The sequence below is a fragment of the Rhizobium sp. 05N430 genome (assembly GCF_056396985.1).
The window spans coordinates 129,922-149,967 of record NZ_JBFTMO010000007.1 but is presented as its reverse complement, the minus strand read 5'-3'; the positions used below and the strand labels follow the sequence as shown (position 1 = coordinate 149,967).

Sequence of the window (20,046 nt, the reverse complement as noted above, 5' to 3'; positions counted from 1 at the left end):
TCACCCATAATAATACCGCTCCGCATACCAATCGGCCGATGCCATCGGCTTTTCCTGCGCCACCCAGCGGGCGATGTCGCTTTCCTCCAGCAGCTCCGACGTCATCTGATCTTCCAGCCCGACGAAGATCAGGTTGGTGTTTTCCCTGAGCCGCGGGTCGCGGGCGAAGCCCATCTTGCTGTCGCTGGCTGTGTGCAGCAGGTTCATCCTGACGTAGAAGAATTCCGGGTGGTAATCCATCTCGCTCGCCTCGGTGAAGGCATGGGCGACTTCGATGACCGATTTCTGCGGCCCGCTATAGGCGGTGATTGCTTCGTTGAGCCCGAAGGTCGCGCCATAGAGGCCCACCGATTGCGCCGGGATGACGCTGACCTCGCCGCTGACGAGGTCGATCTGCTGGCCCGAAAACCCGGCGCTGGTGCCATCGAGCGCACCGCGGAAGAAATAGGAGAATTGGCCGCGCGTCAGATAGATCGCCTGCCAGCGAAACCGCACATACTCGCCGGAATCACCGGTTAGCCCCTTGAGCGTCTGCAGGCTTTGCAAAAATGTATCGCGGTAGTTCGGCAGTGGCATAGATCAATCTCCTTGAGAGATTAACCGGCAGCGAGTCAAAACGTTCCGTTCGCGCTATGGCCTGGACGGCTGGTTCTTGGCTGCTGCGCGTCTGCTCGGACCTGTTGTCTTCTCTTCGACAGGAGCGGCTTCGGGCAGCGCGTTGCCATTGGCCGCGGTCACCGGCAGCAGATGGCCGCCTTCGTCGAAACTGAGCTTGATCCGCTTCACCATATCGCGGCTGAGCAGCCACCAGTCGCCGGTCTTTGCCCAATAGCGCAGCGTCACGCTGATCGTCGCGCCGCCGATCGTATCGACGAAAGCGCTGGGAGCCGGCGATTTCAGCACACGCTGATCCTGCTTGGCCAGCGACACCAGCCGCTCCATCGCCGCATCCAGATCGTCGGCATAGGCGACCGCGACCTTCACCTCGTTCTGGCGCGTCGGTTCGCGGCTGTAATTGGTGATCGGCGTGTTCCAGAGAATGGAATTCGGCGCCAGCCTGTAGAGCCCATCGCCGGTCTTGAACTCCGTCGCAAACAAGCCGATCTCGCGAACCGTGCCGGAGATGCTGCTGGTTTCGATATATTCACCCACCCGGAACGGCCTCAGGATCAACAGCATGATGCCGGCGGCGATATTCTGCAGCGTGCCTTGCAGCGCCAGCCCGATGGCCAGACCGGCAGCGCCGAGAGTGGCGATGATCGAGGCCGTCTGCACGCCGAATTGGCCGAGTACGGTGATGAAGACGAGGATGAGCAGCGCATAGCGCAGCACGTTGGTGAAGAAGCGCGCCAGCGTCTCGTCGATGCCGCGAACGCGGGAAATCCCCTCATAGGCCCAGCGGCTGAGAAAGCTCGCCATCGCCCAGCCGACGATCAGCAGAATGATCGCCCCGAGAATCGAAAAGGAATATTGAACTGCGAGCGCGCTTGCCTGGCTGAGCGCCGTGCGCGTTGCGACGATGACGTCTGTTGCCTGTTCCATGCCTGCTGTCATACCTCGAATTTCCATTGCCCTTCGCTAGATGGGGCAGGGTACCGGGGCGTCAACCACTTTTATCGGGAGCGATGGACAGCACGAAAGGCGCGTTGCCGTCGGCATCGGCGCCGCGGCCAATGGCGCGAACGGCGGCAATCAGCCTGCCATCGCGCTTCAGCAGGTTGTCGCCGATCTCGATGATTCGGGTGTTCGGCGTCGCATGGGGCGAGGCGGTGCGCAGCCGTTGCGCAAGCTCCCGGTCGTCCTGATCGGGCACTCGCGCAAGGGCGGCAACAAGTGCTGCGGCAGGCGAGCGCGACACTCCCATCCAGCAATGGACAAGCAGCGGCGCGCTGTCGTCCCAGCCGGCAGCGAAATCGATGATCTTCTGCACATGGGCCTCATCGGGCGCAACGAGATTGCCGGTGCCCTTGAAGGCGATGTCGTTCATGTGCAGCAGCAGATGGCGGTCGGCGGCGATGACGCCCGGCCGGTGAAAGGCCTGTTCCTTGGCCATCAGGCTGACCATCTCGCGGGCGCCGTGGCGCACCGCCATCTCGGCGATCCGCGAGAGCGGTGAAACGACGATATGGGGCGTCACGGCCTGGCGTTCCGGAGAGCTTCGATCGCCTCGAACCGTTCGCAGAACAGCCGCTGCGCCTCGACCGCCGGAAGCGGCTCCATCGGCAGCATCTCGCGAGTGATCCCGCGCGGCTGGCCGAAGAATTTCTGCGCCTCGGCAGGCGTGAAACCCGCGAGGCAGGTGGCCTCGAAATAGGCGGCGATCGTGTCGGCCTTCTTGATCTTGTCCTTCAGCTCGCGCGAGGGGTGCGGCGGCAGGCCGAAGCGCAGATGAACGGCGGCTTCCAGCCGCTTCTCCACCGTCTTGTAGCCACCGCCGACGACGGATTTGAACGGCGAGATCATGTCGCCGATCACATATTCCGGCGCATCGTGCAGCAGGGCCATCAGGCAGTCGTCGGGGCTCGCTGTATTGAGGCGGCGAAAGATATCCTCGACGGCAAGACTATGCTGCGCCACCGAAAATGCATGATTGCCCGAGGTCTGGCCATTCCAGCGCGCAACACGCGCAAGGCCATGGGCGATGTCGCTGAGTTCGACATCCAGCGGCGAGGGATCGAGCAGATCGAGACGCCTGCCGGAGAGCATGCGTTGCCAGGCACGGGGCGGCTTCGTCACGCGCTGGCCTCGTCGGAGGCGGCCGGGAAGGTCAGGCCGGTCCAGGCGGGCAGCGTCAGCGACACCGCGGTATCGCCCGCCATCAGCGGCGTACCTGCAGCCATGGCTTCACCGGCGCGATCGATACGGACGATGGCAAGACCGGTCTGGCCGCTGACAGTGCCGAGCGCGCCGACAGGCTTGCCTGCGGCCGTGATTTCCGTGCCCGGTGCTGGGAGGACGCCAGCCGCAGTGACGGTCACCACACGCCGGCGCGCGGTGCCGCGGTGCTGCATGCGGGAAACCACTTCCTGGCCGACATAGCAGCCCTTCTTGAACGACAGGCCGCCATTGAGGTCCATCAGCGCGTCATGCGGAAATATATCCTGCAGCGCGTAATCAGGCCCCGAAGCGACGATGCCATGTGCTGCCCGCAAGGCATCATAGAGCAAGGCGTCATCCGCGCCATGCTTGCCCTCGCGGCGGTGCAGCGTGATGCCAGCCTTGGCAAACCGGCTGTCGGCCGCGCCGTCAGCGGTTGCATCATCCCAGGAAACGGTCACACCGTCGGCCTCGATGGTCGCCAGCGTCACGGCGGCGCGCAGCTTGTACATCGTCAGCCGCTTCACCAGCGCATCATGCTGATCGCGATCGGTCTCGATGATGAAATCCGTGCCGTCGCGCCAGATCATGAAGTCGAACAGGATCTTGCCCTGCGGCGTCAGCAGCGCGCCGGGGCGCGCCTCGTTTGGCGCCATCGAAACGATATCGGTGGTGATCAGGTTCTGCAGAAAGGATTCGGCATCCGCGCCGCCGATGCGGAAAAGCGCGCGGTGCGGGAGAAAGACGGATGGCATGGCGAGACCTGTCGCGTTCGTTGTCGCTCAGAGTTAAGTCTTCCGCGCCGCCGCTGCAAGCGGCGGGGGAGGGCTTGCGATCAATCGCCTGCGGTGAAGAACTTCCACTTGCCGTCAGGCGTGATGCCCAGGCGGTAGAAATTGTAGCCGCCGAATTCCTGCATGTCGGAGAGATCCCCAGCGGTGACGATGCGCAAAAGCTCGACACGCTCGGGAGGCGTCAATGCCTTCAGGTCCTTCTCGGCGAAATAGGGCCAGACATAGGCTTCATCGGACGTTCCAGCGCCGACATGCACGAAGCCGGTGGAGATCACGTCGAGCATGATGGCGAGGATCTCGTCACCGTCAGGATCTCCGGAGAGATCCTTCAGCGTTCCGATCGGGTCGTCCGTCGGCTCGCCGACAGTCACCTGCGTCTGCTGAGCGCCGGTCCCCATCAGCGGGCGAAGCCGCTCCAGATCGCCGGAAGCCGCCGCCTCGACGATCTGCTGGCGCATCTTGCGCACCGGCTCCGGCGCCTTGTTGATATCGTAGATCACCTCGACAGACTTGGCGTCGTCGGTGGCGCCTGGCGTCTTGTCGGTGCTCTTGCCGGCATTGTCCTTGTTAACAAGCGGATCCGGCATCGGTACGCCCGGCGCCGTCGCCGGCCGGGTCTGCGTTTGCTGCTGTTGCTGGCTGTTTTTCTGATCGGTCGCCTGCGGGTCGGGCTGGCCCGGAACCTTGTGCAGCTCGGAAAGCGCATGCGCCACCGGCGCTGGCAGAACACCGGCACCAACGCATAAAGCAACGAGAAGCGGCGCCATCAGCCGCCGCGGGGCCTTGTCCTTACCGGTTTGCATCGGGCTCTCTAATTCTACTGCAGTCTGCGGTTGGGAGAAAACTCACCAGCAAGCATCCGTTCGCGCAGCGAATCGAGCAAGGCTTCCGCGTTGTTCTCGCCGTGGAGGCGAATCGTCTCGCGCAGGGCATGGATGATGGCGGTGTCGGCAATGATTTCGGGCTCGATGCCGTCGGCCATGCCGTCAGCCCAAGCCTCGTTGTGGTACTCCAAAGCCGCCTGCATCTTTTCGTGGACGATCATGTCGTCGATGTCGTTGAGGCTTGGTTCCATTTTCTTTTCCTCGAACTGCATGCCTTACTGCCTGGTTAACAACTCTATCAGCCTTTTCCCAAAACGACACGCGCGGGAGTGAAAACAGGTTAATTAAACGTCAATTTCCAAAACGCGAAGTAATTTCTGTGGCCAGTGTTGCACCTTCGTTACGGTAGCGCTCTTCTGCCACGATCGCGGATGCCGTGCAATCGGTATAGACGGAGGCGAAGGCACGGTATCCACGGTTGAAGGCCGCGGTCAGTCTTTCCTTGCGCTGAGGCTCGTCTTTCGCTTCAGAATCAAGCAGTTGCTGCATCTCATCGCGCCATTCGTCCCCGCCCGGGGCCTTGCACAGCGTTCGCAGATAATGCACCGAACCGATCACTTCGGCAAAGCGCAGCAGCTTGTCGTCATAGGGCACAGCAGCCGGTGGGGGCGGCGGCGCCTCGGGAACCGCAGGCGGTGCCTTCTTGCCCTGAGCCCACACAGGTGCGGATATCGCCGCACCGGCGCACAAGAACAGAGACAAGAAAACGCGTCGTACGGGAATCATGCTGATAGTTGATACGCAAGCGATGTCGGGAACAAGGCGCAGCGCCAAGTTTCCACGCGGTTATTGTCGAAGCGCCAGCCGTTCCACGCACTCGAGCACCGATTGCGGAACCGGCAGCCGCCGGATCTCGTCGAGACTGTACCAGCCGATTGCGGCCGCATCGTCGGCAGCTTCCGCAACCGCATCCGCATCTGCCTCCACGGTGAAGACCGAAAGATAGAAATGGCTGCTGATGCTGCCGTCGGGGGCGTGGGTCTTCAGATCATACTCGGAAAACAGCTTCGGATTGCGGGCTGCAATGCCGGTTTCCTCGTGGAACTCGCGAAGCGCCGTCTGATCCGGCGTCTCTCCCGGTTCCGCCCGGCCGCCGGGGAAGGCGTACATGTCGGCAGAGGGGGGATTGCGGCGCAGCACCAGCAGAAACCTGCCGTCACGCTCGAGAATGCCAGAGGATGCCGCCCTGGCCGTCGATGCCGTCTCTGTCATGTCCCAGCTGCTTTCAAGGTTGCGCACCATGTTCCGATCGCCGAACGTGGATATCAGCCTGAGTACCGGACGTTCGATTCGAAGGAAAGACCGCTGACCTACCTGATCTATGCCTTTGCTGCACTCTTCGAGATCGCCGGCTGCTTTGCCTTCTGGGCCTGGCTGAAAATGGGCAAGTCCGTCTGGTGGCTGGCGCCCGGCATGGTGTCGCTGGCGCTGTTTGCCTGGCTGCTGACGCTCGTGCCCAGCGAGGCGGCCGGGCGCACCTTCGCGGCTTATGGCGGCATCTATATCGCCGCGTCGATCCTCTGGCTCTGGCTGGCCGAAAACCGGGTGCCCGATCGCTGGGATATCGGCGGCGCGGCGGTCTGCCTGGCGGGCACGGCGATCATCCTCTTTGCGCCGCGCAGCTGACGCAACCGACCCTTGACCGTCGCCTGACGGGGTGCAAAGACAATCTCATGTGCGGACGCTATGCCCTGACATTGACGCCGGAAGAGCTGCAGGACCTGCTGGGAGTGGTCGAGCTGGAGGACTTTCCGGCGCGCTACAATATCGCCCCGACGCAGCCGATCCTCGTCGTCGTCTCAGGCGAGACGCCGGAGAAGGGCAGCAATCAGCCGGATCGCCGCGCCGTCCTCGTGCGCTGGGGTTTCACGCCCTCCTGGGTCAAGGATCCCAAGCAGTTTCCGCTGCTGATCAATGCGCGTTCGGAGACGGCGATCGGCAAGGCATCGTTCCGCGCCGCCATGCGTCACCGCCGCGTTCTGGTTCCCGCGAGCGGCTTCTACGAATGGCATCGTCCATCGAAGGAAAGCGGCGAGAAATCGCAGGCCTATTGGATCAAGCCGAAGCATGGCGGCATCGTCGCTTTTGCCGGATTGATGGAGACCTGGGCATCCGCCGACGGCTCGGAAGTCGATACCGGCGCGATTCTCACGACCGCAGCCAACTCGGCGATCGCGCCGATCCATGACCGAATGCCTGTCGTCATCAAGCCCGAGGACTTTTCCCGCTGGCTGGATTGCAAGACGCAGGAGCCGCGCGAGGTTGCCGATCTGATGAAGCCGGTGGAAGAAGACTTCTTCGAAGCGATCCCGGTGTCCGACAAGGTCAACAAGGTTTCGAACATGGGTGAGGACCTGCAGACGCCTGTCGTCCTCGAAAAGCCCCCGAAGCCTGTTGCCGCCAAGCCCGGCGACGGGCAGCTCAGCTTCTTCTGATCCAAAATTCTCTCATTTCCCGGACCATACTATGATCTCGATTTCGGCTGCCCTTTCGGGCTTCTTCCTCGGCGCATCTCTGATCATCGCCATCGGCGCGCAGAATGCCTTCATTCTTCGCCAGGGGCTGTTGCGCTCGCATGTCTTCATTCTCTGCCTGATCTGCGCGCTGTCCGATGCGCTGCTGATCGCCGCCGGCGTCGGCGGTCTCGGCACGCTGGTATCGCAATCGCCGGTGCTGATTTCGGTGGTCACGCTCGGCGGCGCCGTCTTCCTCGGCTCCTACGCCTTCATGGCCTTTCGCCGGGCGCTGCATCCGGGCGCCATGCAGGCGGGATCGCCGCAGGCGCTGGGGCTGAAGGCGGCGGTTGCCACCTGCCTCGCCTTCACCTTCCTCAATCCGCATGTCTATCTGGATACGGTGGTGCTGCTCGGCAGCCTGTCGGCCGCCTATCAGGGGCAGGACCGGATCGCGTACGGCGCGGGCGCCGCAGTTGCATCCTTCGTCTGGTTCTTTGGTCTGGGATATGGAGCGCGGCTGCTGCAGCCGGTCTTTGCAAAAACCGCCGCCTGGCGGGTTCTCGACGTCATCATCGGCGTCGTCATGAGCCTGCTGGCAATCAGCCTGCTCTGGCGCTTCCTCGCTGCTTAAGCAGGCTTCTTGATGAGGGCAGGCTTTTTCAGCATCAGTGCTGCTGCCAGTACGGCCTTCAGGCCGAGCGGGCGGTAGTGGGTGCTGAGATCCTGCTTGGCCGGCTGTTCCGCTGCACCAGTTTTCTTCGAGGTCACGGTACTCTCCTTACGTGTTCCCTGGATGTGTTCTGATTTGCTCTTTTGTCGCGAAAAACGACAAAAGAGAGGCATCGATCATCAGGAAGTGTGTAAGGCGAAAACTTTGCGCGAGGCTTGATGCAGAAAAGCACGCTTGGGTAGCGTGCTAATTAAATCTCAGATGTGGCGGCCCATGTCGTCTTCGCCGACACCGGGTTCCTCGATCGTCAGCGTGCCGTATTTCTTCTTCCAGCGGTGGGCGCCGAAGGGCAGGGAGATGAGGTAGATCACCACGGTGAAGACCATGATTTCCCAGGTAAAGCTCATCAGCAGCGCGACATAGAGAACGACGCCGAGCATCAGCGGCAGCACCAGATCGCGGCGCAGCTTGCTGCCCTCCTGCTTGCCGGACCAGACCGGCAGGCGGCTGATCAGCAGGAAGGCGATCAGCACGGTGTAGGCCGAAGAGATATAGGCAAACAGCCGGTCGCTCTCCATCCCCAGGAAGCCGAGATAGACGGGCAGCAGCACCAGCATGGCGCCGGCAGGGGCCGGCACGCCGACGAAATATTCCGACTGCCAGGGTGCACGGTTTTCGCGCTCCGACATGACGTTGAAACGCGCAAGCCGCAGGCCGGCCGCGATCGTGTAGATCAGTGCCGCGATCCAGCCGATCGAGCGGGCTTGGTCTAGTGCATAGACATAAACGACGAGGGCAGGGGCAACACCGAAATTGACGATGTCGGCCAGCGAATCCATCTGCGCGCCGAATTTCGACGTTGCCTTCATCAGCCGGGCGATACGTCCGTCGATGCCGTCGAGGAAGGCGGCGAGCAACACCATCATCACGGCAAGCTCGTAGCGCCCTTCGAAGGCAAGACGGATGCCGGTCAGGCCGGCGCAGATCGCCAGGATGGTGATGAGATTGGGAACGACCAGCCGGAGCGGAATTTCACGCAGTCTCGGCCCGCGCGCTGAATCGTTCGGGCCGTTGGGTTCGAAAGGCGGAAAAGGCGTCTCCATGTGGCGCTCCTGATCGTCTTAGCTGCGGCGGCTGATGACAGGACCCTTGGCGGAGGCGAATTCGGCAAGCACCGTCTCACCGGCAATCGCCGTCTGGCCGAGCGCGACGCGCGGCGCCGAACCGGCAGGCAGGAAGACGTCGAGGCGCGAACCGAAGCGGATCAGGCCGAAGCGCTCGCCGGCGGCCAGCGGCTCGTTGGTGTTCGCCCAGCAGATAATGCGCCGCGCGACCAGACCGGCGATCTGCACAACGCCGATATTGCCATGGGCGGTTTCGATGACGAGGCCGTTGCGCTCGTTGTCCTCGCTGGCCTTGTCGAGTTCGGCATTCACGAAGCTGCCGGAGCGGTAATTGATGCTGACGATGCGGCCGCGCACCGGGGACCGGTTCACATGGCAGTTGAAGACGTTCATGAACACGGAGATGCGCAGCATCGGCTCGCTGCCGAGATTGAGCTCGGCCGGCGGCGTCACCATCTGGATCGACGAGACCTTGCCGTCAGCAGGCGAGATGACCAGATCGTCGTCCTGCGGCGTCATGCGCTCGGGGTCGCGGAAGAAGTAGGCGCACCACAGCGTCAGGATCAGGCCGACCCAGAACAGCGGCTTGAACAGCCAGCCAAGCAGCAGCGATGCGACGAAGAAGGCGGCGACAAAGGGATAGCCTTCCTTATGGACCGGAACGATGGTGTTTCGAACGGTATCAAGCAGGCTCATATGCGCCGGTCTCCTCGGTTTTTTCGTTACCGCTGGTTATAGAAAAACTCCGGCCGGGGCAATGCCGTGGCCGCTGCGGCGGCCTTCATGAAAGGGTTCTAAACAGCAAAACGGCGGATCGGCCGTTTTGTTCAGGTGGTTAAGTGGCAGGAGCAAGGCGCGTGACAACGCCCAGATCGTCGCTCTCGCGCACCTGCTTCAGATGTTCCTCGGCCTGTGTCGCCTCGCGCTGGCGGTTCCACATCGAGGCGTAGAGACCGTCCTTGGCGAGCAGCGCCGCATGCGTTCCGCGCTCGGCGATCTCGCCGCTCTTCAAGACGATGATCTCGTCGGCGCCGATGACGGTCGACAGGCGGTGGGCGATGACAAGCGTCGTGCGGTTTTTCGAGACGGCGTCGAGTGCCGTCTGGATTTCGCCTTCGGTCGTCGTGTCGAGCGCCGATGTCGCTTCGTCGAGGATCAGGATCGGCGGCGCCTTCAAAACGGTCCGGGCGATCGCCACGCGCTGCTTTTCCCCACCCGAGAGCTTCAGCCCGCGTTCGCCGACCTTGGTCTCGAAACCCTCAGGCAGAAGATCGATGAAATGGGCGATTTGCGCGATCTCCGCCGCGGTCTTTACCTCGGCTTCGCTGGCGCCGGGGCGGCCATAGCGGATGTTATAAGCGACGGTGTCGTTGAAGAGCACGGTATCCTGCGGAACCATGCCGATCGCCGAGCGCAGGCTCTTCTGCGTCAGTCCGCGGATATCCTGGCCATCGACGGTGATCGCCCCGCTCTGGATATCGTAGAATCGGTAGAGCAGGCGCGACAGCGTCGACTTGCCGGCGCCCGAGGGACCGACGACGGCCACCGTCTTGCCCGCCGGGACATCGAAGGAAATGCCCTTCAGGATCGGCCGCGCCGCATCGTAGGCGAAATGCACGTCCTTGAAGCTGATGGCGCCCTGCGCGATCGAAAGCGGCTTGGCATCCGGCGCATCCGTCACCTCGGCCTTCACTTCCAGAAGATCGAACATCTGCTCGATGTCGGTGAGGCCCTGGCGGATTTCGCGATAGACGAAGCCGATGAAATTCAGCGGCACGGCAAGCTGCAGCAGCATCGAGTTGACGAAGACGAAGTCGCCGACCGTCTGTTCGCCGCGCTGCACGGCAAGGCCCGAGAGAACCAGCATGACGGTGGTGCCGAGACCGAAGATCACGCCCTGGCCGAAGTTCAGCCAGCCGAGCGAGGTCCAGACGTCGGTCGCCGCCTTCTCGTATTTCTCCATCGACTTGTCGAAGCGCTTGGCCTCCATCTCCTCGTTGCCGAAATATTTGACGGTTTCGAAGTTGAGGAGGGAATCGATCGCCTTGGTATTGGCGTCGGTATCGCTGTCGTTCATCGACCGGCGGATGGAGATGCGCCAGTCGCTGGCGCGGATCGTGAACCAGATATAGGCCCAGACCGTGAAGGCGGTAACGGCGAGATAGGAGAAGCCGTAGCCCCACCAGAAGATGAAGGCGGTCAGCAGGAATTCGATGACCGTCGGTACCGAGTTCAGGATCGTGAAGCGGACGATCGTCTCGATGCCCTTGGTGCCGCGCTCGATGATGCGTGACAGGCCGCCGGTCTTGCGCTCCAGATGGAAGCGCAGCGACAGCTCGTGCATATGCACGAAGGTCTTGAAGGCGAGCTTGCGCACCGCATACTGGCCGACGCTGGCAAACAGCGCGTCGCGCAGCTGGTTGAGCGCCAGCTGGATCAGCCGCGTGAGGTTATAGGCGATGATCAGCGCGATCGCGCCCGTCAGCAGCGGCGGAAGACTGGTGTGGAGATCGGTCTTGCCGTTCAGCGCATCCGTCGACCACTTGAAGAAATAGGGGACGAGCAGCAGCACGAATTTAGAGATCAGCAGGTAGACCGAGGCCCAGACGACGCGCATCTTCAGGTCCGGCCGCTCATTCGGCCACATATAGGGCCAGAGATTGAACAGCGTGCGCAGCAGGTTGGAATCAGAAACCGTCTTGTTTGCCATGCCCATCTCCAGCCCGGGGGTGGGCTTTGACCACGAATGCATCGTTTCGATAGCGGCAATTGCAAAAGGCGGAACGGCCCTTTCGAGGACCTCCGCCAGACAGTCTCGCCGTCCCCCGCCACATAGGATTTGACGGCGGCGAATGCAACGGCAAACCGGCAAAGAGAAAAGGCCGGGCGCTATATTCGCCCGGCCTTTATCAATGATCACAGATCTTTCGAACCGGTTAGAGGTGTTCGCCCGCCTTCAGCTTGCGATGCAGCTCTTCCGAATTCGGCAGCGCGTCCTTCGGAACGCCGAAGATCTGGCCGGGCAGGATGCGATCGGGGTTTTTGATCTCGTCCTCGTTGGCCATGTAGATCGTCGTGTAGCGCACGCCCGCGCCATAGACGCGGCGCGAGATCTGCCAGAGCGTATCGCCGCGGCGGATGATGACGGTGTTGTTGCTCGTCGTCAGCGGCGCCTGTTCGATCGTCTTCGGCTCGCTGCTGTTGCCCGACGCCACTTCGTTGGTGGCGGGAGCAGGTGCGGCGGCCGTCGCCGGAGCCTGAGCCGGCGCTGCGGGAGCGGCCGGAACGGTGGTCAGCGTATCGATCATCGCCGACAGCTTTTCGAGTGCTGCACCGACCGATTTCGCATCGCGGGGCAGGGCCTGCAGCGTCGACAATGCGGATGCCGCCGACTGCGACGCCTTTGCTGCCGTTTCCTTGAACGGCGCGCCGGCATCCACCGACGGACGGAACTCGGAGATCGAGCGCAGCGCGAATTCGGTTGCCGAGCGGGCGGCGGCGAGCTGTTCGGCTCCCGGCACCTTGGCATCGGCAAACAGACCCTTCAGCAGCGCGAACGCCTTGCCGGCATCCATGCGCAGCTTGGTCAGTTCACCCTCTTCGAGCGGCACCATCGACGGTGCGGTGGTGGCTGCGCCCGTGGCAGGCGCAGCGGTCTGCGCTGCGACGGTGACCTGGTCGCCTTCCGGACGGTTGAAGTTGACGGCGGCGCGCACGAGAACCTTGCCCGAACCATCGACGACATCGACGCGGATCTTGTGATCGCCGACGGCGAGATCCATCGCGCCGTCGATGACGAAGTGGCCGTCGCCACCGGCCTTCGCCTTGCCGATCAGCTTGTCGTCCGCATAGGCGAGCACGTTTGCATTGGCCTTGGCCGTGCCTGCAACGAAGATCTTGTTGCCTTCGATCTCGACCGCATTGACCATGACTTCAGCCGGCGTTGCCGGAACGGCCGGTGCGGTGTTGGCGATATCGGTGGAAGCTGCGGGCAGGGCGGGTGTTGCACCGTTTGCTGCAGGCGTTGCCGCAGCGGTCTGCTGCTCGGCCTTCGGAGCGGTGATGATGCGGCTTGCTTCACCCGGCTTGGAAACCATGGCCAGCAGCTCGGCACCGCTGCCATCCTTCGGCACGGAAACTGTCGCGACTTCTTCCGAGGTCTGAACCTTGCCGTCCTTGCCGGTGACCTTCAGCACCAGCTGGTGATCGCCGGGGCCGAGCGGATTGTCGAGCACGGCTGCGAAGTCGCCGGAGGGGCCGACATCGGTCGTGGTGACCACCTTGTCGCCATCGACGACTTCGAGCTTGCCGTTCGGCTCAGCCGAGCCGGCAATGACGGTGGAGCCGTCCGGCTCGACGCGCAGAACGTCGAAGGCGGGAACCTTCGGGCCGGCATTGGCCTGATCGGTGGCGGCAGGAGCCGCGGTTGCCGGAGCATTCGCGTTGGCTGCCGGCTGCTGGGCCGTAGCGTCGGCCGCGGGCTGTGTTGCGGCAGGCTGGGCGGCCGGAGCGCCCGTCAGTTCGGCTTCGGCCTTGAGGAGGGCGGCGAGCGCGTCTGCAGCATTTTCAGGCAGCGCCTGGATCGTCGCCAGTGCCTTCGCAGCGCCGTCCTTGGCCTTGGTGATGATGGCAGAGGTTGCCGGGTCGATACCCTCAGGCGCGGCGAAATTGGCAATCGCCTGCAGCGCGCCGGTCGCCTTGGTCTTGGCGGCTGTGAGCGCATCGGCAGCCGGGGTCTTGCCGTCGGCAAACAGCGCCTTAAGTTCCGTGAGAGACTGTCCGGCGTCAGCCGTCAGGCGGCCGACCTTTCCGGTGGTTTCAGCAGCGTCGGCAACGGCGTTACGGGCCGTCTTGCCGGCTTCTTCGACCGTATTCTTGACTTCGGAGCCAGCCTGATTGATCGCATCACCAACTTTTGACGCGTCTCCGCCGATCCGGGGCATCACCACGAAGACCATCAAAAGGATTGCAATTGCAAGCACTGCGAGGGCCAGCAAGCCGGCGCGGTTTCTCATCATTCATTCTCCCCAGGCGGCAATGTGCCGTAGTAATCAGAAATTGCTAGCGATTCCCTGTGCTTTTCACAAGCATCCAAGCCCGTCACCTACGCTTAAGACGTAGGTTTTGCCTCATTTTTCTTGACTGCTCAGCCCCGGAATAGTTGTTTGGCCCAATGACCGATCAATCACACTCGATAAAATCCATCTGCGTCTACTGCGGCTCCAGGCCGGGACGCGACGCTGCATACATGACTGCCGGACGCACGCTCGGCAAGGAAATTGCCGAATATGGGTTAAGGCTCATCTACGGCGGCGGCACCAAAGGCATCATGGGGGCGGTTGCCAGCGGCGTGCTTTCGGCGGGCGGTCAGGTGACGGGGATCATCCCGGAATTCCTGATCGACATGGAAGCGACGCGCCATTCTCTCGGCCAGCTCAACGAACTGATTGTAACGCCGGACATGCATGCGCGCAAACACATGATGTTCGAGCGCTCCGACGCGTTCGTGGCGCTTCCGGGCGGTATCGGCACGCTGGAGGAGATCGTCGAGATCATGACCTGGGCGCAGCTCGCCCGTCACGAAAAGTCGATGGTTTTCGCCAATATCAACGGCTTCTGGGATCCGATGATGGAGCTCTTGAAGCATATGACGGACGAGGGCTTCATTCACACGGCCCATCGCGTTCAGCCGCTCGTGATCGACAACATCGCCGATATCGTTCCGGCGATCATGGCGCAGGCGGCCGAAATCGCCGCCGATCGTGGCGGCGAGGACGAGGTTCTTTCGAAAATGTGATGGTAAGCGGGCGCCTCAGCGCCCGCGCGTCGCATTCAGCATCGACACTGTGTAGAGCACCAGGCCCGCCCAGATCAGCGGGAAGGCGATCATCCGCGCCGTGCCGAGCGGCTCGTGGAAGGCGAAGATGGCGATCAGGAAGATCATCGTCGGGGCGATATACTGCATGATGCCGATGGTCGAGAGCTTCAGAAGCTTGGCGCCATTGGCATAGATCATCAGCGGCGCGGCAGTGATGAGGCCGCAACCGAGGAGGAGGGCGGTATCGCTCCAGCCGGTCTCAATGAAATGGCCTTCGCCGGTCACGAGCTCCAGGTAGAGGATGTAGAGGATCGCGGGGACGCTGAGGATCAGCACTTCGAGCAGAAAACCCTGGTTCGGACCGAGCGGCAGCGTCTTGCGAAAGAAGGCGTAAAAGGCCCAGCTGAAGGCGAGCGTCAGCGCGATCCACGGCAGACCGCCGCCATCGAAGGCGAGCACAACGACGGCAATGGCAGCAAGGCCGATCGCCGCGATCTGCAGCGGCCGCAGCTTTTCCTTCAACAGAACCGAGCCCATGAAGATGCTGATCAGCGGATTGATGAAATAGCCCATCGCCGCATCCAGCGAGTGCCCGGCGCCGATCGCCCAGACATAGGTGCCCCAGTTGACGGTGATGAGAGCGGCGGTCAGCGTCGCCATCGCGATCAATCGCGGCGAGCGCAGCGCATCACGGATTTCTTGCGTGCGGCCAAGCACAAGAAGCACGAGGCCTGCGATCGGAACCGACCAGAGAACACGATGCGCGATAACCTCGGCCGGCGAAATATGCGACAGCGCCTTCATGTAGATCGGCAGCAGCCCCCACAGCAGATAGGCAGTCAGCGCGAAGGCAAAGCCGCGCGGGCTGTCTTCGTTCTTGATGATCGGCGCGGTCGCATCGACGGACATGGGGGCGTTTCCATAATTTATCGTTATGGAGCCCGCTCTAACCTAACCGCCATGAATAGGCCAATTCATTTCCGTGAATGGATGTGAAGGAGTTTTGATTTGCCAGAAGCCAAAACGCTCACTCCGCCGCGATCTTCCCCGCCAGCTGCCGGTTCTTCATCAGCTTGTAGATGACCGAGTCCATCAGCGCCTGGAACGAGGCGTCGATGATGTTCTCGGACACCCCGACCGTCCACCAGCGCACACCGCTGGAATCGATAGATTCGATCAGCACGCGGGTGATCGCCTCGGTGCCGCCGTTGAGGATACGCACCTTGAAGTCGGCGAGCACGAGGTCGTCGATCTCATGCTGGTACTTGCCGAAATCCTTTCGCAGCGCGAGGTCGAGCGCGTTGACCGGGCCTTCGGCCTCGGCGACAGACATCAGCGTCTGGCCATCGATCGTGATCTTCACGACCGCTTCCGAGACGATCTTAACGCGGCCGAGGCTGTCGAAGCGGCGCTCGATCATCACCCGGAAACCATCGATGCCGAAGAATTCCGGGATGGTGCCCAGGGTGCGGCGGGCAAGCAGCTCGAAGCTGGCATCGGCGCCCTCATAGGCATAGCCGGAGGCCTCGCGCTCCTTGACGATGGAGATCAAGAGGTCGAGCTTCGGATCGTCCTTGCCGACCTCGATGCCGCGGCGCTTCAGGGCATTGATGAAATTCGCCTTGCCGCCTTGGTCGGAGACCATGATCTTGCGGAAATTGCCGACGCTTTCGGGCTGCACATGCTCGTAGGTGCGCGGATCCTTGAGCAGCGCCGAGGCATGGATACCGGCCTTGGTGGCGAAGGCGGAGGCGCCGACATAGGGCATCTGGTGATCGGGCGAGCGGTTGAGCAACTCATCGAAGGCATGCGACAGGCGGGTGAGATTGAGCAACCGCTCCGCGTCGATCGCCGTTTCGAAACGGGTCGCATAGGTATCTTTCAGCGCCAGCGTCGGGATCAGCGTCACCAGATTGGCGTTGCCGCAACGTTCGCCAATGCCGTTCAGCGTGCCCTGGATCTGGCGCACGCCGGCCTCGACAGCGGCGAGCGAATTGGCGACCGCCTGGCCGGTATCGTTATGCGCATGGATCCCGAGACAGCCGCCGGGAACGCCCGCCGAAATCAGCGCCTCGACGATGGCGCGGATTTCCGGCGGCTGCGTGCCGCCATTGGTGTCGCAGAGCACCACCCAGCGCGCGCCGGCCTCATAGGCAGTCTTGGCGCAGGCGATGGCATATTCAGGATTGGCCTTGTAGCCATCGAAGAAATGCTCGCAATCGACCATCGCCTCCTTGCCGGCTGAAACCGCCGCCTTGACGCTTTCGGCGATCGATTCCAGGTTTTCCTCGTTGGTACAGCCGAGCGCGACCTTCACATGGTAGTCCCAGCTCTTGGCGACGAAACAGATAGCGTCGCTCTCGGCCTGCAGCAGTGTCGCCAGCCCCGGATCGTTGGACGTCGAGATCCCCGCACGCTTGGTCATGCCGAAGGCGACGAAACGCGCGTCCTTGGTGCGCTTCTCGCTGAAAAAGGCCGTGTCAGTCGGATTGGCGCCGGGATAGCCACCCTCGACATAGTCGAGACCGAACTCGTCGAGCATCGCGGCAATCGCAATCTTGTCCTCGACCGAAAAGTCGATCCCGGGGGTCTGTTGTCCGTCCCGGAGCGTGGTGTCGAAGAGGTAGATGCGTTCTCTGCTCATTGTCGTTCCTCCCGGCTGAGCGGGTGTTGAGTGTCTGTCACCCGCCCTCGTGGTTCGAGACGGCCCTTGCGGGCCTCCTCACCATGAGGGCTGGTTGTTGTGCCATCTGGCACGCATGTCTCTCAGGCAGCGATTGTGCCTTGGTCGTCTTCACGCTCACCGGCCTCGTGGTTCGAGACGGCCCCTTAGGGCCTCCTCACCATGAGGGTTGATCGTTGTGCCACCCGGCTCGCGATCCACGGCGGCGTGAACCTACGTCCTCATCCTGAGAAGCTTAAGGTCCTCGAAATGAGGCGCCCGGCAGGCTCTCTCCATCCTCATCCTGAGGTGCCCGAAGGGCCTCGAAGGACGAGGATGGCCACCTCACACCTTCCCCGCAAACCTGTCCGTCGCCCGGATCAGCTGATCGAGAATCCCCGGCTCCGAAAACGCATGGCCCGCGCCCTCGACCAGATGAAACTCAGCCTTCGGCCAGGCCTTGTGCAGCTGCCACGCATATTTGGCCGGGCAGGGCATGTCGTAGCGGCCGTGGACGATGACGCCCGGAATGTCCTTCAGCTTGTGCGCATCGCGCAGCAGCTGCCCTTCGTCCATCCAGCCTGCATTGACGAAGAAGTGGTTCTCGATGCGCGCGAAGGCATAGGCGAACTCGGCTTCCTCGAATTTGCCGCTGGTCGATTTCTCCGGCAAGAGCGTGATCGTCTCGCCCTCCCAGATGCTCCAGGCATGCGCCGCGTCGAGCGCCACCGCCCGGTCCGAACCGGTCAGACGGCGGTTATAGGCCTGCATCATCTCATGGCGCTCGTCCGGCGGAATGGGGGCTATGAAGCGCTCCCACTTGTCCGGGAACATCTCGGAGACGCCGAACTGATAGTACCAGTCGAGCTCGGCCTTGGTCAGCGTGTAGATGCCGCGCACGATCAGTTCCGAAACGTGTTCCGGGTGCTTTTCGGCATAGGCAAGCGCCAGCGTCGAGCCCCAGGAGCCGCCGAAGACCTGCCATTTGTCGATGCCTGCCATCTCGCGCAGCCGTTCGATATCGGCAACGAGATCCCAGGTGGTGTTGGCCTCGAGGTTCGCATGCGGCGTGGACTTGCCGCAGCCGCGCTGGTCGAACAGCGTCACATCGTAGAGCTTGGGATCGAAGAGGCGGCGATGCACCGGCGAGAAGCCGCCGCCCGGGCCGCCATGCAGGAAGACGGCCGGCTTGGAGCCCGGCGTGCCCGAGCGTTCCCAGTAGATCTTGTGGCCGTCACCGACATCGAGATGGCCCGACGCATAGGCCTCGATTTCGGGATAGAGCGTCCGCAACACTTCGGTCATGCCTTGAAGCCTTTCGCCGGCCAGTTTTCGGTATCGTGATCGGGATGCTGGAAGGAGATGATCGCCTCCTGCCGCGCGTAGAAATCCGGATCCGTGTGTACCGGCGCCTCGAAGATCTTTTCGATCCAGGGAAGCCGGGCGTCATGATTGACCTGGACCTGCGGCTGCAGGTCGTCTCGCTCGTCGAAACTGCCGATCGCCAGTTCCAGACCGCCCGGATGCCGGTAGGTCATCGGCGTGCCGCAATCGCTGCAGAAGCCGCGCTCGATGTTGATCGACGACTGGAAATAGCTGATCTCGCCGCGCGTCCATTCGATGCCGTCTTCGGGCGCCGTCACCAGCGCCGAGAAGAAGCCGCCGAACTGCTTCTGGCACATGCGGCAATGGCAGATCGACGGGCGGCCGAGCTTGCCGGAGATGCGGAAACGGATCGCGCCGCACTGGCAGCCGCCTGTTCGAATGGGTTCACTCATCTTGATGCTCCAGGGGGCCAATGATCGGTGTCGTGGTCGGGATGCTGATGGTTGCTCGATGCGATCGCGTCTTGGCGTTCGCTGCTTCCTGCTTCGGACTCGACGGGCAGGCTGTCGAGCTCATGCGACCAGCGCATCTTGCTCGCCATGTTCGATTGCGCGACCGGCTTGACGGATTGCGGCTCGTCGAGCGAGCCGAGGGTGATGTTGATGAACTCTGCGCCCGGAACATCGTAGAACAACGGCGTACCGCACTCGCCGCAAAAGCCGCGGCGCACGAGATCGGATGAATGAAACCATTTCGGTTCACCGCGCGTGATGTCGAAATCAGAACGCATGACACCGGCGAGCGGCAGCGAATAGTTTCCGGCTGCCTTCTGGCACATGCGGCAATGGCAGACATGCGGATAGCCGAGCTCGCCGGTAGTGCGGTAGCGCACCGCGCCGCACTGGCAGCCACCGCTCTTGTCCCGCGTTCCATTCACGACCTGTCCTCCGGCGGCCACACGGAGGTGTCGTGATCCGGGTGCTGGTAGGAGACAATCTCGTTGATGAACTCCGCCGCTTCGAGATCATCTTCGGTGCGGATGCCCGGCAGATCATGCAGCCTGTCGGTAAAGGGAAGCTTGGCTTCGATGCCGTACTGGATGGTCGGCGGCAGCGCGGCCGGATCGTCGAAGGCACCGGCGGCGATCGCGAGACCATCCGGCGCCTCATAGGTCAGCGGCGTACCGCAATCGCCGCAGAAGCCGCGCCAGGCGAAGTTGGAAGACTTAAAGCGCTTGCGCTCCCCGCGCGTCCAGGTGAGCTCGGCGCCACGGGCCGAGACCAGCGGCGCATAATAGCCGCCCGAAGCCTTCTGGCACATGCGGCAATGACAGATCGACGAATGCGTCAGCTCGCCCTCGACCCGGAAGCGAACGGCACCGCACTGGCATCCGCCGGTGTAGACTGTCATTGCATCGTCCTCCGCGATCCCAGGTCCTGAAAAAAGACCCCTCCCAACCCTCCCCACAAGGGGGAGGGCTTACTTGTGGCACCGC

Annotated in this window: 23 protein-coding genes and 1 pseudogene; 4 read left to right on the top strand and 20 right to left on the bottom strand. The window is 62.5% G+C overall.

The features are described 5' to 3' along the window. From AC1DJO_RS16575 to AC1DJO_RS16535, 9 genes are all read right to left on the bottom strand, one after another. Entirely contained in the window at positions 1-576 is a 576-nt protein-coding gene (locus AC1DJO_RS16575) for a hypothetical protein (protein WP_477971818.1), read from the bottom strand. A 54-nt stretch (positions 577-630) separates the two neighbouring features. Next, on the bottom strand, positions 631-1,542 hold the full coding sequence (locus AC1DJO_RS16570) for a mechanosensitive ion channel family protein (protein ID WP_477971816.1): 912 nt from the start codon (positions 1,540-1,542) through the stop codon (positions 631-633). A 61-nt stretch (positions 1,543-1,603) separates the two neighbouring features. Further along, entirely contained in the window at positions 1,604-2,092 is a 489-nt protein-coding gene (locus tag AC1DJO_RS16565) for a tyrosine phosphatase family protein (RefSeq protein WP_477972021.1), read from the bottom strand. A gap of 41 nt (positions 2,093-2,133) precedes the next feature. Beyond that, a complete protein-coding gene (locus tag AC1DJO_RS16560) occupies positions 2,134-2,706 on the bottom strand; it encodes a YfbR-like 5'-deoxynucleotidase (RefSeq protein WP_477972019.1) in 573 nt (190 codons plus the stop codon). 26 nt (positions 2,707-2,732) lie between these two features. After that, positions 2,733-3,572: a CAF17-like 4Fe-4S cluster assembly/insertion protein YgfZ gene (gene ygfZ, locus AC1DJO_RS16555; RefSeq protein ID WP_477971814.1), complete on the bottom strand. Its 840-nt coding sequence runs from the start codon at positions 3,570-3,572 to the stop codon at positions 2,733-2,735. A gap of 80 nt (positions 3,573-3,652) precedes the next feature. Next, positions 3,653-4,414 carry a hypothetical protein gene (locus AC1DJO_RS16550; RefSeq protein ID WP_477971812.1) on the bottom strand — a complete coding sequence of 254 codons (762 nt, stop codon included), beginning with the start codon at positions 4,412-4,414 and terminating at the stop codon, positions 3,653-3,655. A gap of 14 nt (positions 4,415-4,428) precedes the next feature. After that, a complete protein-coding gene (locus AC1DJO_RS16545) occupies positions 4,429-4,686 on the bottom strand; it encodes a hypothetical protein (protein ID WP_112390884.1) in 258 nt (85 codons plus the stop codon). Between the two features lie 100 nt (positions 4,687-4,786). Next, positions 4,787-5,245 carry a TIGR02301 family protein gene (locus AC1DJO_RS16540; protein ID WP_477972017.1) on the bottom strand — a complete coding sequence of 153 codons (459 nt, stop codon included), beginning with the start codon at positions 5,243-5,245 and terminating at the stop codon, positions 4,787-4,789. Between the two features lie 36 nt (positions 5,246-5,281). Then, the gene (locus AC1DJO_RS16535; RefSeq protein ID WP_477971810.1) at positions 5,282-5,737 is read right to left on the bottom strand and encodes an NUDIX hydrolase; all 456 of its coding nucleotides are present in this window, start codon (positions 5,735-5,737) and stop codon (positions 5,282-5,284) included. 63 nt (positions 5,738-5,800) lie between these two features. On the opposite strand from AC1DJO_RS16535, the gene AC1DJO_RS16530 reads away from it, so the two are divergent. The 3 genes from AC1DJO_RS16530 to AC1DJO_RS16520 are packed head-to-tail and all read left to right on the top strand — an operon-like array spanning position 5,801 to position 7,582. After that, entirely contained in the window at positions 5,801-6,121 is a 321-nt protein-coding gene (locus AC1DJO_RS16530; protein WP_477942185.1) for a YnfA family protein, read from the top strand. Between the two features lie 47 nt (positions 6,122-6,168). Beyond that, on the top strand, positions 6,169-6,930 hold the full coding sequence (locus AC1DJO_RS16525; protein ID WP_477971808.1) for an SOS response-associated peptidase: 762 nt from the start codon (positions 6,169-6,171) through the stop codon (positions 6,928-6,930). Positions 6,931-6,961: 31 nt separating this feature from the next. Then, complete coding sequence (locus AC1DJO_RS16520; RefSeq protein WP_477971806.1) at positions 6,962-7,582, top strand: LysE/ArgO family amino acid transporter; 621 nt, start codon at positions 6,962-6,964, stop codon at positions 7,580-7,582. Here the strand turns inward: AC1DJO_RS16520 and AC1DJO_RS16515 are convergent. From AC1DJO_RS16515 to AC1DJO_RS16495, 5 genes and pseudogenes are all read right to left on the bottom strand, one after another. Then, a complete protein-coding gene (locus AC1DJO_RS16515; RefSeq protein WP_310298710.1) occupies positions 7,579-7,719 on the bottom strand; it encodes a hypothetical protein in 141 nt (46 codons plus the stop codon). The genes AC1DJO_RS16520 and AC1DJO_RS16515 overlap by 4 nt on opposite strands. A gap of 159 nt (positions 7,720-7,878) precedes the next feature. After that, on the bottom strand, positions 7,879-8,724 hold the full coding sequence (pssA, locus tag AC1DJO_RS16510; protein WP_112517094.1) for a CDP-diacylglycerol--serine O-phosphatidyltransferase: 846 nt from the start codon (positions 8,722-8,724) through the stop codon (positions 7,879-7,881). 18 nt (positions 8,725-8,742) lie between these two features. Next, positions 8,743-9,444 (bottom strand): annotated as a pseudogene (locus tag AC1DJO_RS16505) (phosphatidylserine decarboxylase); the annotation flags it as partial. Between the two features lie 136 nt (positions 9,445-9,580). Further along, a complete protein-coding gene (locus AC1DJO_RS16500) occupies positions 9,581-11,455 on the bottom strand; it encodes an ABCB family ABC transporter ATP-binding protein/permease (RefSeq protein ID WP_477971804.1) in 1,875 nt (624 codons plus the stop codon). Positions 11,456-11,681: 226 nt separating this feature from the next. Further along, on the bottom strand, positions 11,682-13,763 hold the full coding sequence (locus AC1DJO_RS16495; protein ID WP_477971802.1) for a LysM peptidoglycan-binding domain-containing protein: 2,082 nt from the start codon (positions 13,761-13,763) through the stop codon (positions 11,682-11,684). A gap of 155 nt (positions 13,764-13,918) precedes the next feature. Between AC1DJO_RS16495 and AC1DJO_RS16490 the strand changes: the two genes are divergently transcribed. Next, positions 13,919-14,542, top strand: a complete 624-nt coding sequence (locus AC1DJO_RS16490; protein ID WP_477971800.1) for an LOG family protein — start codon at positions 13,919-13,921, stop codon at positions 14,540-14,542. Positions 14,543-14,557: 15 nt separating this feature from the next. Here the strand turns inward: AC1DJO_RS16490 and rarD are convergent, their stop codons facing one another. The 6 genes from rarD to AC1DJO_RS16460 all read right to left on the bottom strand — a co-directional run bounded on the left by rarD (position 14,558) and on the right by AC1DJO_RS16460 (position 19,961). Next, entirely contained in the window at positions 14,558-15,472 is a 915-nt protein-coding gene (rarD, locus tag AC1DJO_RS16485; RefSeq protein ID WP_477971798.1) for an EamA family transporter RarD, read from the bottom strand. 118 nt (positions 15,473-15,590) lie between these two features. Beyond that, positions 15,591-17,207 carry a citramalate synthase gene (cimA, locus tag AC1DJO_RS16480; RefSeq protein ID WP_477971796.1) on the bottom strand — a complete coding sequence of 539 codons (1,617 nt, stop codon included), beginning with the start codon at positions 17,205-17,207 and terminating at the stop codon, positions 15,591-15,593. A gap of 363 nt (positions 17,208-17,570) precedes the next feature. Beyond that, positions 17,571-18,530 (bottom strand): prolyl aminopeptidase, encoded by a 960-nt coding sequence (gene pip, locus AC1DJO_RS16475; RefSeq protein ID WP_477971794.1) that lies wholly within the window; start codon positions 18,528-18,530, stop codon positions 17,571-17,573. Continuing rightward, positions 18,527-19,003 (bottom strand): GFA family protein, encoded by a 477-nt coding sequence (locus tag AC1DJO_RS16470; RefSeq protein ID WP_477971792.1) that lies wholly within the window; start codon positions 19,001-19,003, stop codon positions 18,527-18,529. The genes pip and AC1DJO_RS16470 overlap by 4 nt, the downstream gene beginning before the upstream one ends. Continuing rightward, complete coding sequence (locus AC1DJO_RS16465) at positions 19,000-19,488, bottom strand: GFA family protein (protein WP_477971790.1); 489 nt, start codon at positions 19,486-19,488, stop codon at positions 19,000-19,002. Before AC1DJO_RS16465 ends, AC1DJO_RS16470 begins: the two co-directional genes overlap by 4 nt. Then, a complete protein-coding gene (locus AC1DJO_RS16460) occupies positions 19,485-19,961 on the bottom strand; it encodes a GFA family protein (RefSeq protein WP_477971788.1) in 477 nt (158 codons plus the stop codon). The genes AC1DJO_RS16465 and AC1DJO_RS16460 overlap by 4 nt, the downstream gene beginning before the upstream one ends. Between the last annotated feature and the right edge of the window lie 85 nt (positions 19,962-20,046).

Coding starts and splice junctions, on each gene's coding strand:
- AC1DJO_RS16575 (WP_477971818.1), bottom strand. CDS start 576: ATGCCACTGCCGAACTACCGCGATACATTTTTGCAAAGCCTGCAGACG.
- AC1DJO_RS16570 (WP_477971816.1), bottom strand. CDS start 1,542: ATGGAACAGGCAACAGACGTCATCGTCGCAACGCGCACGGCGCTCAGC.
- AC1DJO_RS16565 (WP_477972021.1), bottom strand. CDS start 2,092: ATGGCGGTGCGCCACGGCGCCCGCGAGATGGTCAGCCTGATGGCCAAG.
- AC1DJO_RS16560 (WP_477972019.1), bottom strand. CDS start 2,706: ATGCTCTCCGGCAGGCGTCTCGATCTGCTCGATCCCTCGCCGCTGGAT.
- ygfZ (WP_477971814.1), bottom strand. CDS start 3,572: ATGCCATCCGTCTTTCTCCCGCACCGCGCGCTTTTCCGCATCGGCGGC.
- AC1DJO_RS16550 (WP_477971812.1), bottom strand. CDS start 4,414: ATGCAAACCGGTAAGGACAAGGCCCCGCGGCGGCTGATGGCGCCGCTT.
- AC1DJO_RS16545 (WP_112390884.1), bottom strand. CDS start 4,686: ATGGAACCAAGCCTCAACGACATCGACGACATGATCGTCCACGAAAAG.
- AC1DJO_RS16535 (WP_477971810.1), bottom strand. CDS start 5,737: ATGGTGCGCAACCTTGAAAGCAGCTGGGACATGACAGAGACGGCATCG.
- AC1DJO_RS16525 (WP_477971808.1), top strand. CDS start 6,169: ATGTGCGGACGCTATGCCCTGACATTGACGCCGGAAGAGCTGCAGGAC.
- AC1DJO_RS16520 (WP_477971806.1), top strand. CDS start 6,962: ATGATCTCGATTTCGGCTGCCCTTTCGGGCTTCTTCCTCGGCGCATCT.
- pssA (WP_112517094.1), bottom strand. CDS start 8,724: ATGGAGACGCCTTTTCCGCCTTTCGAACCCAACGGCCCGAACGATTCA.
- AC1DJO_RS16500 (WP_477971804.1), bottom strand. CDS start 11,455: ATGGCAAACAAGACGGTTTCTGATTCCAACCTGCTGCGCACGCTGTTC.
- AC1DJO_RS16495 (WP_477971802.1), bottom strand. CDS start 13,763: ATGATGAGAAACCGCGCCGGCTTGCTGGCCCTCGCAGTGCTTGCAATT.
- AC1DJO_RS16490 (WP_477971800.1), top strand. CDS start 13,919: ATGACCGATCAATCACACTCGATAAAATCCATCTGCGTCTACTGCGGC.
- rarD (WP_477971798.1), bottom strand. CDS start 15,472: ATGTCCGTCGATGCGACCGCGCCGATCATCAAGAACGAAGACAGCCCG.
- cimA (WP_477971796.1), bottom strand. CDS start 17,207: ATGAGCAGAGAACGCATCTACCTCTTCGACACCACGCTCCGGGACGGA.
- pip (WP_477971794.1), bottom strand. CDS start 18,530: ATGACCGAAGTGTTGCGGACGCTCTATCCCGAAATCGAGGCCTATGCG.
- AC1DJO_RS16470 (WP_477971792.1), bottom strand. CDS start 19,003: ATGAGTGAACCCATTCGAACAGGCGGCTGCCAGTGCGGCGCGATCCGT.
- AC1DJO_RS16460 (WP_477971788.1), bottom strand. CDS start 19,961: ATGACAGTCTACACCGGCGGATGCCAGTGCGGTGCCGTTCGCTTCCGG.